This is a genomic window from Pseudoalteromonas sp. NJ631, assembly GCF_000276645.1.
Lineage (GTDB): Bacteria > Pseudomonadota > Gammaproteobacteria > Enterobacterales > Alteromonadaceae > Pseudoalteromonas > Pseudoalteromonas piscicida.
The window spans coordinates 12,604-26,176 of the sequence record NZ_AKXJ01000019.1; the positions used below are offsets into that span (position 1 = coordinate 12,604).

Below are 13,573 nucleotides of genomic sequence, written 5' to 3' on the forward strand. Positions count from 1 at the left end.
TAACCATGAGTTTATTAAAAAGCGCATTGTTTAAGACGTTGAAAAATAAGTCTACTCAGCAAGTCGCTTCAGTGGTTTTGGATAAGGCACTGAAGCAGGGAAAAGAATACCTAGATTCAAGAAACACCAGCAGTGGTAACGATACAGATGAGTTGCTGTTAGGGCTACAGCATTTATTAGCACAAAAACCAAATGACGGTGTTTATTCAATCACGCTATCCACTTATCGAGTGAGAGTAAAAATCACTTCTGGCGCTATTTCCCATATTGATAAGATCTAATTTATTCCACTCACTATAAATTTTTATTCCTTCTTTTCGTCAATTGGTTGGATTTTTAATCATAAAGATCAACCAATTGGGTGTATGTATAAGCTACAACCTTCACCTTTGGATACCCGTTTTTAAGATTATGGTGGCTTTTCCGTCGAGCCACTATTCCATAAAGTTATATAAAATATATTGTATACATTGTAATTTTAGTGTTAAAAATCTATAACCCAATCGGGTTTGGATACACAACAGGAAAGGTAAATGATGAAAATTACAAAACTCACTTTGGCGCTATCTGCGCTTACAGCGATAAATTCAGCCAACGCACATCAAGAATCACAGCGACTCTTTAAGCCGCTCGATGCATCGGTTCAAGTGGAAACGAACATTTCCCATGGCCATGAGCACAAAAATTTGTATGATAGAGCACCCGTTGCACATACACCAACAAGGAGTATGCCGCTATTATCTGCTAAACACACGCCATTATTGCAAGCGATGGTAGTAAGCCAAAGTGAAGCGATTGCTGCATGTGATTTAAACAGCTTAGCAAATGCGAGCAGTAGCCAAATTGTTACTGAAATAAAGCAACAGGGTACGAGCTGTATCAATGCTTTGTTCTCCGCTGACAGCAGCATCCAGACACAAGTATTCACTTCAGATAAAATGTATGCTGCGGCGCAAAATGCCAAGTCGCTTTCGCAAAGCTATTCAGGCAACGGCAGTGCCGACCTCGAAGCGCTTTATCTATTTATTCGCGCTGGCTTTTACGTTGAGTTTTACAATGACCAGGTGACTTTTGCTACTTGGGTGAAGCCTGCTGTTAAAGATGCGTTGGATGCTTTTGTTAGCAATAGCCATTTCTACGACGACAATGATGCCCATGGTAAAGTACTTGGTGAGGCTATCACTACAATGGACTCATCGGAACTACAAGGGCACTATCTGCCAGTTGTAAAAGCATGGCTATCCAAATGGAATGAAAGCTACGCTCAAAAGTGGAATATGCGCAGTGCGGTAAACGGCATTTTCACTATCTTATATCGTGGTCAGTGGAATGATAACTTTGTCGCTTTGGTTAAAAACGATCAACAATTGGTGAGTTTACTAGGGAGCTTCACCGAACAAACTTGGATGGTAAATTCAGACTCTGAATATCTAATCATCAATGCTGCGAGCGAATTGGCTCGACTTAAATTATACAATGGTGCAGCTATTCAAGAGTCAGTCGACACGCAATTAACCGCTTTATTCTCGCGTTATAACAGTTATGGCTTTGGCGATGGTGTCTGGTTAGCTGCGGCTGATGTCGCGACCTATTATGCTGATTGTAGCCAGTTTGGCATTTGTAATTTTGATAAAGAACTTGAGACCAAAGTACTTTCTCAACAACATAGTTGTAGCGATACAATAAAGATTAGAGCACAAGCGCTCACCGCTCAGCAATTGACTTCAGCGTGTCAAACCATGGAAGCGGAAGAAGGGCGATTCCACACCATGCTGGAAACTGGCCGCTTACCGGTTGCCGATGATAACAATGATTTTCTGCAAGTGAATATCTTTAATAGCAGTGCAGACTATAAAAAATATGCCAAAGCCATTTTTAAAATCAGCACCGACAACGGTGGTATGTATTTAGAGGGTAATCCTAGCGATGTGAATAACGTTGCTAATTTTGTTGCATACGAGGCCAGTTATGCAAAGCCGGATCATTACATCTGGAACTTAGAGCATGAATACGTACATTATCTTGATGGGCGCTTTGATCTTTATGGTGACTTTAATGCACCGACTAAGCCTATCGTCTGGTGGAGTGAAGGGGTGGCTGAGTACATTGCAAACCTAAATGATAATCAAGCCGCAATAGATACAATCAAAGATGGCTCAGTATATACGCTAGCCGAAATATTCAGCACGACGTATGACGGTTTTGATCAAGATAGAATTTACCGTTGGGGTTATTTAGGGGTGAGATTCCTGTATGAAAAACACTTTGATGAAGTACTCGCAATGCGACAGGAAACGAGACAAGCAAATTGGAATGCGTACCAAGCCCGTATGGACCGCCTCGCATCACAGTATCAATCAGAGTTTGTTCAATGGTGCAACGAGCTTGCCGCTGGTGGTCAGAATAACGCACCCACTTCAGAGATTAATGGGCCATACTCTGGTGATGTTAATCAAGCGATACTATTTTCAAGCCAAGGTAGTGTCGACCCTGATGGTGATACACTCACTTATCTGTGGCGTTTTGGTGATGGTAGCCAAAGTAATGAAGCCAATCCCACGCACAGTTATGTGCAAGCAGGCGAGTATCAAATTAGCTTAACAGTGAGTGATCCTAGCGGTTTGAATCACACTAGTAATACAGTGGCTACTGTAAGCGCAACGACTTCAAACAAATTACATTCTGGCGTACCTGTCACGGTTGCGGGCGAGCAAGATGAACAAGTTGCGTTTTCAATCGATGTCGCTGCTGGCACTGATAAATTAGTCATCAGCACGTCTGGAGGTACAGGTGATGCCGATCTTTACGTTAAGTTAGGCACGGCGCCAACACTCAGCGAGTATGATTGCAGACCATACCAATCCGGTAACGAAGAGGTATGTGAAATCACTACACCTGCCGCTGGTACCTATCACATTATGCTGTATGGTTATAATCGCTTTGAAAATGTGCAGTTGTTAGGGGAAATCGTAACAAATTCAACAATAGAGGACGTATGTCAGTCGCAGGGTAGTGTCTCTAATGGTAGATTAGCAGCGGATGAAACAATTTGCCTTGGAAGCCAAGAGCCGATGTGGTTTAGCCTTGAGAATGTAAGTGGTCAACAATCGGTGGTGATCAAAACAGCCCATGGTAGTGGTGATCTTGGGCTTGAATACAGCAATGCAGGATGGCCAAACGGCACTAATGTGGACGCAAGCTCGTTCAATCAAGGTAACCAAGAGTGCATTGAGATAAGTGCGCAATCTGAATATTGGGGATACTTGAAAGTGTCAGGCTCACCAACGGGTGCAGCGCTGAAGGTGTCTTATAATAAAGATGGTTGTCAGTAATAGCGCGTTACTAAGGCAAAAATAATGAAAGTAATTAAACGGGTGATACAGATCACAGTTATTACTTGTTCATAATTTGTTTTTGTTATATTTTTGTAAAGTAAGGGGCCTTTGGTCCCTTTGTTCATTTAAAAACATGCAAAAGGAATTAACGGATGTGCCGAGAAGGAGCTAGGCTGTATTTTTAAACTGTATTAAAAGTTTAGGTTAGACACGAGGCTCTCAGTGTTAAAACAGTGTTAAAAAAGTACTTTATTGCCATTTCCATTTGGTTAATGGTGGCCTTTTCAGTGACAGCCGCTGAAACCCAAATTCTTTACGTATATCATCATAAGCCGCCCTATATTATTGATCTAGAAGCGCAAAAAGGTCTTTATTTTGATTTAGCAAAACTGATTAATGCCGTGCAAAAAGAGCTGCAGGTCGAAGTACGTTTCGTACCACGTAAACGCTTAGATAAGCAGCTCGAACAGCAAACGCTCAAAGGTTTTATTTTAGGAGTAAACCCGGCTTGGTTTGATGACCGCAAAAAACAAAAGTATTTGTGGAGCGGCCCGTTAATGTATGACACGGACGAATTCGTCTCGCATGTAGATCAACCGTTTGAGTATTATCACCCTAGCTCATTGTACGGTAATCAAGTTGGCGCCATTGCAGGGTACTACTATCGCCACTTGGATCAAGGAGTGGAGCAAGCCAATATCCAGCGAGTGAACGTAAATTCCGAAGAAGCACTATTGGAGATGATCCTCAAAAGGCGGGTGAGTATTGCCATTGTCAGTCGGTCTACGACAGAATATCTTGTTGCTAAAAATGGTTGGAAGCGAGTGTTTCACTTTTCTCAAAATCCCCATGAAACCTATTTTAGAGCAATATTGGCGCCTAAAAATTCAGCATCGGATTTTGAGGCGCTACAACAGGTGTTAGATTCCAAGCCTTTCAAAAAGCAATTGGTGAAATTGCTTAAAAGCTACCATCTTGCTTATTAAAGTAAGGGGAAAGGAGCAGTAGCTATTCTTATTTCAGGTTAGATACATCGCTCCGGTGCTTTCGTGATCACCAACTACCCGTGTTTTCCATTGACTGCCACGGCTCAGCTGGAGGCAACGCATCACCTTGTTGGAGTAACTCGATAGAAATGCCATCTGGAGACTTAACAAATGCCATGTGACCACAGCGGGGTGGTCGGTTGATCACCACACCTGCATCTTGCAGCTTTTGGCAAAGTGCATAAATGTTTTCTACGGCAAAGGCCAAGTGGCCAAAATTACGACCACCGCTATATTCTTCCGGATCCCAGTTATAGGTAAGTTCGATAGTAGGAGAAAAGCTTTGCTGCGCCTGCTCAACTTGATCAGGGGCGGCGAGATAAATTAAACTAAAACGGCCTTGTTCACTGTCATAACGTTTCACTTCAACGAGACCTAAGAGGTCGCAATAAAACTTCATTGATTCGTCAAGATCACGTACACGTACCATGGTATGTAAGTATTTCATTATGTATTCCGTTTAGACTCTAGTCAGCAAAGTTTAAAGTGTTACAGATCAGATTGAAAGGTCAACAGACCTCAGGCACCTAGATGACCGGATAAAAAAGTAATTGATTTCTGGTAATTTTTAGTACTGCTAGTTAAGCTTTTGTCAGATTGAGAATTAATGTATCACAAGGGCGCTCAATGATGGCAGAACTTCCTGAAGTAATAGATAGCATGACAGATATCGTTTCGTGCTTAAACACCAGCGAATCTTTGGAGCATTTCTTGTTGAATGTGCACTGTATTGTGCAAAAAATTACTTACGCGGACAATTTCTATGTGGTTTTGCAAAGACAAGATGGCGAGTTTGAATTTCCCTATTTCCATGATGTCAAAGACAGTATTTCGCTCGAGGAATTAAATAGTCTAACTAGCACAGAAATAGATAAAACGCTTACTAGTTATGCGCTGCGCTCTGACAGTGTAAAGAACTATTCTGAGCATGCTTTGATGGCATTGACCGAGAAAGGGGTTATTGAAATGTTAGGCAGTTTCCCCAAGCAATGGTTGTGCTTTCCGCTAATCAATCGCGACAAGCATTTAGGCGCGTTTGTGATCCAATCTTACCGTCGTAGCGATGAATATTCAGAAGCCATGGTGGATTTGTTGTATACCGTTAGTCATGTTATTGCCTCTGCGATGGATGCATTTGCAAACCAGCAAGCACTCATTGACGCGAATACAGCACTTAGAACACATGAGCTTGAATTGGAAGCAATGGTAGAAAAGCGCACCCGTGAACTTAGTGTGAGTTTAGAAGAATTAAGAACAGAAGTCGAAAAGCGCAAATCACTTCAAGAAAAGCTAGAGTTTGATGCCTACCACGATAATCTTACGCAATTGGCGAATCGAAAATACCTTTTTAACGAGCTGAATAAAATGTCTGCTCGCTCGATGCGACAGCCGGTAAATGTATATTTAGGGTATCTAGATTTAGATAACTTCAAGCCGATTAATGATAATCATGGCCATCATAGTGGTGACGAGGTTTTGGTACACGTAGCAAGACGTCTACAAGAAGCGTTACGAGAGTATGATTTTGTTTGTCGTATTGGTGGAGATGAGTTTGTCTTTGTGATTAATGAAAAAATTGCCAGAGACTTGCTTGAAAGCTTAGCAAATCGCCTTTTGAGTGTGATAAATGAAGATATCTTGCTTACCAATGGTGAGTTGGTCAATGTCGGGTGTAGCATCGGCATGGCGGTTTCTGAGGGCATGGAATTCAGTGCGGAATCGTTATTAAAAGTAGCGGATCAAGCGCTTTATGAGTCGAAAGGAAAGGGCAAGAATCAGGTTTCATTTAGCTTCAAATAACACTGAATATAAGATTAATATTTTGTTATTTATCATGTTTTTATAAAATTTCATGATATTGCTCGTTGCCCTTTGCTTTAAGCAGATGATTGATTTAGGATCAGGCTTTATAGTCAGAAAAACATGGACATTATGATCATCAGGCTGATCCTTATTGCACTGTTTTGTTTTGCTATGACGGCAAAAGCAGTAGAAGTTCAAAATTTATATGAAGCCTCGCTGAGTGTTAGCGACAAATCTCGCGCAACGCGAGCGCAAGCGAGCCAACAGGCATTATTAAAAGTGTTGCAAAAGCTCACAGGTAAAGCCGATGATTTTTCTCACCCTTCTATCCAAGCGAGCCTTAAGCGCATCTCAGATTACATGCTGAGATATGAATATTATGATCGACAAGGCGTAACCAAAATAAAGGTGGAGTTTGAGCCTGGTAAGGTCGAAGATCTAGTCAGAGAAGCTGGTCTACCGCTTTGGGGTAACCGCCGTCCTATGGTCGCGATTTGGATGGTGATTGAAGATAATTTCCGCCGAGAGTTTGTTACGCAAGAAAGCTACCCTCAACTCGAACGCCTGATTTATGACACCGCAGACGAATGGGGCGTGCCAGTGGTTGTTCCTTTGATGGATCTTGAAGATCGCAGCAATGTGAGTATCGCAGAGGTATGGGGAAACTTTTCTAACGAAGTAGAGGAAGCGTCATTGCGTTATGAGGCGGAGCGCGTTATCACCGCACGCTTGTTCCAGCCTCCCCATACAAATTCTTGGCAGCTAGATTGGCGCTACACTGATGCCGAATATTTTGAGCCTGAGCAATATGTCGGTGACAAGCAGCAAGTTATTATTGATATGGTGAACCAGCTATCTAGCACCTTAGCTCAGAAATATGTTATCGATCCTAATCTCACTTTAGAAGCCCATCGAACTGAAATCGTTGTTGAGCAATTACAGTCATTTACGGATGTAGAAATGGCGAAGCGTCGTTTGCTATCTATGAGTACTGTAGTGGATGTCGATGTGATCTACCGTGCGAAAACAGCTGTGAAGTTTGCGATTGAACATACCTCAAGCGTATCAGATTTGCGTAAAACCATTGCATTGGAGCAAAGTTTTAAGGCGTACGAAGACCCGAGAGCCTATTATCAAATCGCAGACGACAACAACCTTAAATATAATTGGGTGGGCAAATAGGATGGAATCGCCACGTCAAATGGCGTTGCCAGTGACGCTGCCTGATGACGAAACCTTTGCCTCTTATTTTGGCGGTGAAGCGTCATTAGAGGTAAGCCACTTAAAAAATGGTCTTTCCCGTCGTTTAACTGGTTTTCAGTACACTTATCTGTGTGGATTGGCAGACTCTGGCAAGTCGCACTTGCTTTATGCCACGTGCATTGAAGCGCAAGAGCTTGGACTCTCGACTATTTTATTGTCGATGCGAGAAGTCTTGGATTTTGGCCCCTTGGTATTAGATGGGCTCGATGCATTGGATGTAGTTTGTATAGACGATGTACATTTGGTTGCAGGAGATGAAGCTTGGGAAAAAGCCTTATTTAACTTTTTCAATCGTTTTAATGAAAAAGGCAAATGCCTAGTGGTTACTGCCGATCTGTTGCCCAACATGCTGAATTTGTCACTACCAGACTTAGAATCGCGTCTAACCTGGGGAACGACTTTTCAGATCCGCTCGATGAGTGATGATGATAAAGCCGAAGCCTTAGTAAAAAGAGCACACATGCGTGGCCTTGAACTCTCCGATGAATGTGCGCGATTTTTGCTCACGAGATTGAGTCGTGATATGCGCGCTTTACTTGATGTGTTGGATAAACTCGATCACGCATCCATGGCTGCGCAAAGAAAGTTAACAATTCCTTTTATAAAAGCCACTTTAAAGCTGTAACAGGGCTAGAATATCGCCTTGCAATTCAGTTATCATAAGAGATTAAATAACAGCAAATTACCTCAGCAAAGATCAGGTAGACAATGAATTTAGAAAATATTTTAGCGCAAGCGCTTGAAGCCGTTGAGCAGGCAAGCGAAATTGCGCACCTTGAGGAAGTTAGAGTTAACTACCTTGGTAAAAAAGGTGAGATCACAGGTCTTCTTAAAACGCTAGGCAAACTAGCACCAGAAGAGCGTAAAGATGCAGGTCAAGTGATTAACCAAGCTAAGACCCAAGTACAAGATGCGATTACGGTAAAACGTGAAGCGTTAGCCAATGCAGCACTTGAGCAGAAGCTAGCAGCTGAGACGATTGATGTGACGTTGCCGGGTCGTACAATGCCAGCTGGTGGCCTTCACCCAGTTACTCGCACCATTGAACGTATTGAGCAGTTTTTTGGTGAGCTAGGATTTGCTGTTAAATCTGGCCCTGAGGTTGAAGATGACTTTCATAACTTTGACGCGCTAAATATTCCAGAGCACCACCCAGCGCGTGCCGATCATGATACTTTCTATTTCAATCCTAAACTGGTACTACGTACACAAACCAGTGGCGTTCAGATCCGTACTATGGAAGCTGAGCAGCCGCCTTTGCGAATTATCTCGCCAGGTCGTGTATACCGTAACGATTACGATCAAACACATACGCCAATGTTCCACCAAGTTGAAGGCTTGATGGTCGACACTAACGTGAGCTTTACAGAACTTAAAGGAATTTTGCACGATTTCCTACGCAACTTCTTTGAAGAAGATATGGAAATTCGCTTCCGTCCTTCATACTTCCCGTTTACAGAACCTTCAGCTGAGGTGGACGTAAAAGGTAAAAATGGTAAATGGCTTGAAGTACTAGGCTGTGGCATGGTGCACCCGAACGTATTACGCTCGGTAGGCATTGACCCTGAAAAATACACTGGTTTCGCCTTTGGTATGGGGGTTGAGCGTTTGACGATGTTACGTTATGGCGTAACTGACTTAAGAGCTTTCTTCGAAAACGACTTAAAATTCCTAAACCAATTCAGATAAGAGCGACAAAAGTATGAAATTCAGTGAAAAGTGGTTACGCGAGTGGGTCAATCCAGCAATTGATACTGATGCGCTATCTGAGCAATTATCAATGGCGGGTTTAGAAGTTGATGGTGTAGACCCAGTTGCCGGTGACTTCCAAGGTGTGGTTATCGGTGAAGTGGTTGAATGTGGTCAACACCCAGACGCTGACAAACTTAGAGTAACAAAAGTAAATGTAGGCGAAGACGAACTACTAGATATTGTCTGTGGTGCCGCTAACTGCCGTGCCGGTTTAAAAGTGGCTGTTGCTAAAGTGGGCGCAACGCTTCCAGGCGATTTCAAAATTAAGAAAGCTAAACTTCGTGGTCAGCCGTCTCACGGTATGCTATGTGCGTTTGAAGAGCTTGGCATGGCGGAAAGTTCAGACGGTATTTTAGAACTCCCTCTGGATGCGCCAATCGGTCAAGATATTCGTGAATACTTCGGCTTGAACGATGTAACGATTGATGTCGATTTAACGGCTAACCGTAGCGACTGTTTGGGGATCAAAGGTCTGGCTCGTGAAGTCGGAGTACTAAACAGTATCGACGTAACAGAAGTTGTTATCACGCCAGTTACGCCAACGATTGATGATAAAATCTCTATTGAACTGGTAAACAGCGAAGCATGTCCACGCTACTTAGGTCGTGTGATCAAGGGCGTTAATGTTAAAGCAGAGACCCCGTTTTGGATGGTAGAGAAACTGCGCCGCTGCGGTGTACGCTCAATTGATCCAGTTGTTGATGTTACGAACTACGTATTGCTTGAGCTAGGTCACCCGATGCACGCGTTCGATTTAAGCCAAATCGAAGGTGGAATTAAAGTACGTAATGCCTCTGAGAATGAAGAGCTGGTATTGTTAGATGGCAACACGGCGAAGCTTAATCCATCAACACTACTGATTGCTGATGATAATAAAGCACTTGCGATGGCAGGTATCTTCGGTGGTGAACAGTCGGGTGTTAGTGACGAGACAAAAGACATCTTGTTAGAAAGCGCGTTCTTTGCACCGCTTGCGATTGCAGGTCAGGCACGTAGCTACGGTTTGCATACCGATGCATCGCACCGTTATGAGCGTGGTGTAGACCCAGTACTGCAGCGCGATGCGATGGAAAGAGCAACAGGCTTGCTACTTGAAATCGTTGGCGGTGAAGCCGGACCGATTGTTGAAGCTGTGTCAGAAGCGGATTTACCAAAAGAGCGTCAAGTGACTTTACGCCGTGAGCGTTTAGACCGCGTGATTGGTTATCATATCGAAGATGCTAAAGTATCAGACATCTTAACGCGCCTGGGCTTAGCGGTAACATTTGCTGGCGGCCAGTGGCAAGCTCAAGTGCCAAGCTATCGCTTCGACATTAGTATCGAAGAAGACTTAATTGAAGAAGTTGCGCGCGTATTTGGCTACAACAATATTCCAAATGTGGCACCAACCGCTGCGTTAAAGATGACAGATCATCAAGAAGCACGTTTGCCAGTAGCGCGTTTTAGAGATGAGTTAGTAAGCCGTGGTTATCAAGAAGCCATCACATATAGCTTCGTTGATCCAAAAGCACAACAGCAGCTACATCCAAAAGCCGATGCATTAATTCTTCCACACCCAATTTCGGTTGAAATGTCTGCAATGCGTGTAAGCCTGATGACAGGCCTGATCAATGCGGTTTCTTATAACCAAAATCGTCAACAGTCACGTATTCGTTTATTCGAAACGGGCCTTAAGTTTATCAAAGACGACAACGCGGAGAACGGTGTACGTCAAACCGCTGTGATCGGTGGCATCGCGTATGGTAATACGCACAATGAACACTGGTCTGTGCCTTCACGTAAAGTGGATTTCTTTGATGTGAAAGGCGATGTAGAAGCATTACTTGCGCTTTGTAACGATAAAGCGCGCTTTAGCTTTAAAGCAGAAGCGAGCGATGGTTTGCACCCTGGTCAATCAGCTGCAATTTATGCAGACGGTAAAAAGGTTGGTTTCATCGGTGCAGTTCACCCTCAGCTATTAAAGCCGTTAGAGCTTAAAGATACACCATATGTATTTGAAATCGACATGGCTGCTTTAGAAAATCGCTTGCTTCCAGAAGCAGTTAGTATCTCGAAATTCCCATCAAATAGAAGAGATATTGCTATTTTAGTTGCAGATGACGTAAAAATAGGCGATATTTTAGAGTGCATTGAGAAAGTTGGCGGAAATCAATTAGTTGACCTAAACTTATTCGATGTGTACAAAGGGCAAGGGGTTGAACCTGATCATAAGAGTTTAGCCATTGCTCTAACATTACAAGCGGTTGATAGAACGCTCGAAGAGAAAGACATCAACGCGGTTGTAGAAAACGTGGTGGCCGAACTGGCCAAACAATTCAATGCATCGTTGAGGGACTAGATATGGCGCTTACTAAAGCCGACATAGCTGAACACCTATTTGAAAAACTGGGGATCAATAAGAAAGATGCCAAAGACTTAGTTGAAGCGTTTTTTGAAGAAATCCGCTCAGCGCTAGAAAACGGCGAGCAAGTAAAGCTCTCTGGGTTTGGTAACTTTGACCTTCGCGACAAGAAGGAACGCCCAGGTAGGAACCCAAAAACTGGGGAAGATATTCCTATCTCTGCGCGACGCGTGGTAACTTTTAGGCCTGGCCAAAAGTTAAAAACCCGTGTTGAGGTCGGCACAAGCAAAAACTTGTAATATAAGAAAGCCTTGGTGGTGATACCAAGGCTTTTTTTATATTGAAATAGTTTTGTCACATATTCAAGCTACACTCTGCGCCTGTTTGCGTTCCGTGGAGTGAGGAGCTTATGCGAGGAGCACACTCCTTAAGCAAGTTGTTTAAGAATATCTTTATTGCTTGGTTGTCTTGCACCTTTGTATTTTCAATTGTGGCCGCCTTCACTTATGTGCATCAAAAAGAGACCGCTAAATCCAATCTTGTCACCGTAGCGAGTCGAATTGTATCTGACATCAACAAAGAGTTTGTCGTTGTAGACGATACCTTAAAACACGCCATCCACCTTTCTCCACATTGCGACCCTGACGGTCTACACTACATGCGTCGATTGGTTTTTGAAAACCCAGGCATGAGCGAAATAGGGATCGTAGATAGTAAAGGGAAATTGGTCTGCAATTCTTTTGGGCAACTCACTCCACCTGTGAATACCAGTGCTCCAATAAAGAAGCCTGGACTTAGATACTATGGCCCAATCATTACCGACTATTTAGAACTTCCAGCCTTTGTTTTAGCGCGCACGAGAGACGATGGTTATGAGGTAAATGTGTTGATGCCGGATCATTGGCTAAAGAGTATGCTTGATATCTCGGCTCATCATAATACCGATTTTGCTGCCTTGGTGGACAATAGCACGGGTGTGCCGGTTTTTTTAAATGGTAAATATGCTTTGCCAATCCGCCAAAAACTATTTCCGACTGCTAATAGCCGCGCAGTAGAAGGACTCTTTGATGATGCAAAGGTAAAGTTTGCGTACGTTGCAGCTATTCCGAGTTTGCCGCAGATGAGCTTAATCATTGCAAAAAATGATGAGCAACTAGTGAGTCTAGGGTGGTTGTGGCTAGTACTTTGGAGTGTGTTGTATTGCGCCTCTTGGGTTGGCCTCACGTTGTTATTGATCAGTTATGACAAGCGCCAGCTAAGCAGTAAAACACAAATATTAAGAGCATTGGCAAATGATGAGTTATTTAATGTGTATCAGCCTCTTGTTAATGCAGAGGTGCCATCGATAGTGGGCGTGGAAGTACTCATTCGTTGGCGTCATCCACTTGAAGGAGTGCTCGGTCCCGCTTACTTTGTGCCAGAAGCTGAGCGTGATGGTACAATTTTAGATATCTCGATAGCGCAAGTCGAAAACGCTGTGCGTGATTTGACGGACATCTTAGTTGCTCAGCCAGACTTTAAGGTGTCTTTTAACGTTAATGGTTTACTTCTGGGCTCTAAACGCTATATCGACGCCTTACTTGCTGCAAAAAACCAAATATCCTCGTTGACTATTGAATTAACTGAGCGTGATGTGCTGACGCAGGCTCAAACGAAAACGGTACTAACTGAGCTCAAACGGGCTGGAATAGAAATCGCGATTGATGACTTTGGCACGGGATATAGCGGTTTGCAGTACTTACAAAGTTTTCCGATCGACCTGCTGAAAATAGATCAGAGCTTTGTTGCATCAATTGGCCTAGATACTTTGCAAACCCCTGTTTTATCGGCAGTGATTGATATGGCGGAAAAGCTGGATAAAAAACTGATTGCTGAAGGGGTAGAAACTCAAGCTCAAGCTCGTTATCTCAAAAGCCGGGGGGTGAATGTTCATCAAGGTTGGCTTTATTTCAAAGCACTGGAACTACCGCAACTACAGTGTGAGATAGATAAAGTGTTAGATAACAAAAGAGCGGCTTAACCGCTCTTATTTA

Annotated in this window: 11 protein-coding genes; 10 read left to right on the forward strand and 1 reads right to left on the reverse strand. The window is 43.2% G+C overall.

The features are described 5' to 3' along the window. Nucleotides 1-5 precede the first annotated feature (5 nt). The 3 genes from A587_RS0121460 (at nucleotide 6) to A587_RS0121470 (ending at nucleotide 4,321) form a co-directional block, all read left to right on the forward strand. A complete protein-coding gene (locus tag A587_RS0121460) occupies nucleotides 6-281 on the forward strand; it encodes a hypothetical protein (RefSeq protein ID WP_010377978.1) in 276 nt (91 codons plus the stop codon). A gap of 252 nt (nucleotides 282-533) precedes the next feature. Continuing rightward, complete coding sequence (locus tag A587_RS0121465) at nucleotides 534-3,332, forward strand: collagenase (RefSeq protein ID WP_017219231.1); 2,799 nt, start codon at nucleotides 534-536, stop codon at nucleotides 3,330-3,332. A 236-nt stretch (nucleotides 3,333-3,568) separates the two neighbouring features. Beyond that, nucleotides 3,569-4,321, forward strand: a complete 753-nt coding sequence (locus tag A587_RS0121470; RefSeq protein ID WP_017219232.1) for a substrate-binding periplasmic protein — start codon at nucleotides 3,569-3,571, stop codon at nucleotides 4,319-4,321. Between the two features lie 67 nt (nucleotides 4,322-4,388). On the opposite strand, the gene A587_RS0121475 is transcribed toward A587_RS0121470, so the two are convergent. Then, nucleotides 4,389-4,829, reverse strand: coding sequence for a VOC family protein (locus A587_RS0121475; RefSeq protein WP_017219233.1), 441 nt, complete (start codon nucleotides 4,827-4,829; stop codon nucleotides 4,389-4,391). Between the two features lie 179 nt (nucleotides 4,830-5,008). Here A587_RS0121475 and A587_RS0121480 point away from each other — a divergent pair, with 179 nt between their 5' ends. The 7 genes from A587_RS0121480 (at nucleotide 5,009) to A587_RS0121510 (ending at nucleotide 13,560) form a co-directional block, all read left to right on the forward strand. Further along, nucleotides 5,009-6,181 carry a sensor domain-containing diguanylate cyclase gene (locus tag A587_RS0121480; protein ID WP_017219234.1) on the forward strand — a complete coding sequence of 391 codons (1,173 nt, stop codon included), beginning with the start codon at nucleotides 5,009-5,011 and terminating at the stop codon, nucleotides 6,179-6,181. 123 nt (nucleotides 6,182-6,304) lie between these two features. Continuing rightward, nucleotides 6,305-7,366, forward strand: a complete 1,062-nt coding sequence (locus tag A587_RS0121485; RefSeq protein ID WP_017219235.1) for a DUF2066 domain-containing protein — start codon at nucleotides 6,305-6,307, stop codon at nucleotides 7,364-7,366. Nucleotide 7,367: 1 nt separating this feature from the next. Continuing rightward, nucleotides 7,368-8,072 carry a DnaA inactivator Hda gene (hda, locus tag A587_RS0121490; protein ID WP_026001083.1) on the forward strand — a complete coding sequence of 235 codons (705 nt, stop codon included), beginning with the start codon at nucleotides 7,368-7,370 and terminating at the stop codon, nucleotides 8,070-8,072. An 83-nt stretch (nucleotides 8,073-8,155) separates the two neighbouring features. After that, a complete protein-coding gene (gene pheS / locus A587_RS0121495; RefSeq protein WP_010604038.1) occupies nucleotides 8,156-9,136 on the forward strand; it encodes a phenylalanine--tRNA ligase subunit alpha in 981 nt (326 codons plus the stop codon). 13 nt (nucleotides 9,137-9,149) lie between these two features. Further along, entirely contained in the window at nucleotides 9,150-11,537 is a 2,388-nt protein-coding gene (pheT, locus tag A587_RS0121500; RefSeq protein WP_017219237.1) for a phenylalanine--tRNA ligase subunit beta, read from the forward strand. 2 nt (nucleotides 11,538-11,539) lie between these two features. Next, the gene (ihfA, locus tag A587_RS0121505) at nucleotides 11,540-11,839 is read left to right on the forward strand and encodes an integration host factor subunit alpha (protein ID WP_010377997.1); all 300 of its coding nucleotides are present in this window, start codon (nucleotides 11,540-11,542) and stop codon (nucleotides 11,837-11,839) included. 110 nt (nucleotides 11,840-11,949) lie between these two features. Then, complete coding sequence (locus A587_RS0121510; RefSeq protein ID WP_017219238.1) at nucleotides 11,950-13,560, forward strand: EAL domain-containing protein; 1,611 nt, start codon at nucleotides 11,950-11,952, stop codon at nucleotides 13,558-13,560. Nucleotides 13,561-13,573: the final 13 nt, after the last annotated feature.

Excerpts from the sequence above, each read along its gene's own strand:
- A587_RS0121460 (WP_010377978.1), top strand. The coding sequence starts at position 6 with ATGAGTTTATTAAAAAGCGCATTGTTTAAGACGTTGAAAAATAAGTCT.
- A587_RS0121465 (WP_017219231.1), top strand. The coding sequence starts at position 534 with ATGATGAAAATTACAAAACTCACTTTGGCGCTATCTGCGCTTACAGCG.
- A587_RS0121475 (WP_017219233.1), bottom strand. The coding sequence starts at position 4,829 with ATGAAATACTTACATACCATGGTACGTGTACGTGATCTTGACGAATCA.
- A587_RS0121480 (WP_017219234.1), top strand. The coding sequence starts at position 5,009 with ATGATGGCAGAACTTCCTGAAGTAATAGATAGCATGACAGATATCGTT.
- A587_RS0121485 (WP_017219235.1), top strand. The coding sequence starts at position 6,305 with ATGGACATTATGATCATCAGGCTGATCCTTATTGCACTGTTTTGTTTT.
- hda (WP_026001083.1), top strand. The coding sequence starts at position 7,368 with ATGGAATCGCCACGTCAAATGGCGTTGCCAGTGACGCTGCCTGATGAC.
- pheS (WP_010604038.1), top strand. The coding sequence starts at position 8,156 with ATGAATTTAGAAAATATTTTAGCGCAAGCGCTTGAAGCCGTTGAGCAG.
- pheT (WP_017219237.1), top strand. The coding sequence starts at position 9,150 with ATGAAATTCAGTGAAAAGTGGTTACGCGAGTGGGTCAATCCAGCAATT.
- ihfA (WP_010377997.1), top strand. The coding sequence starts at position 11,540 with ATGGCGCTTACTAAAGCCGACATAGCTGAACACCTATTTGAAAAACTG.
- A587_RS0121510 (WP_017219238.1), top strand. The coding sequence starts at position 11,950 with ATGCGAGGAGCACACTCCTTAAGCAAGTTGTTTAAGAATATCTTTATT.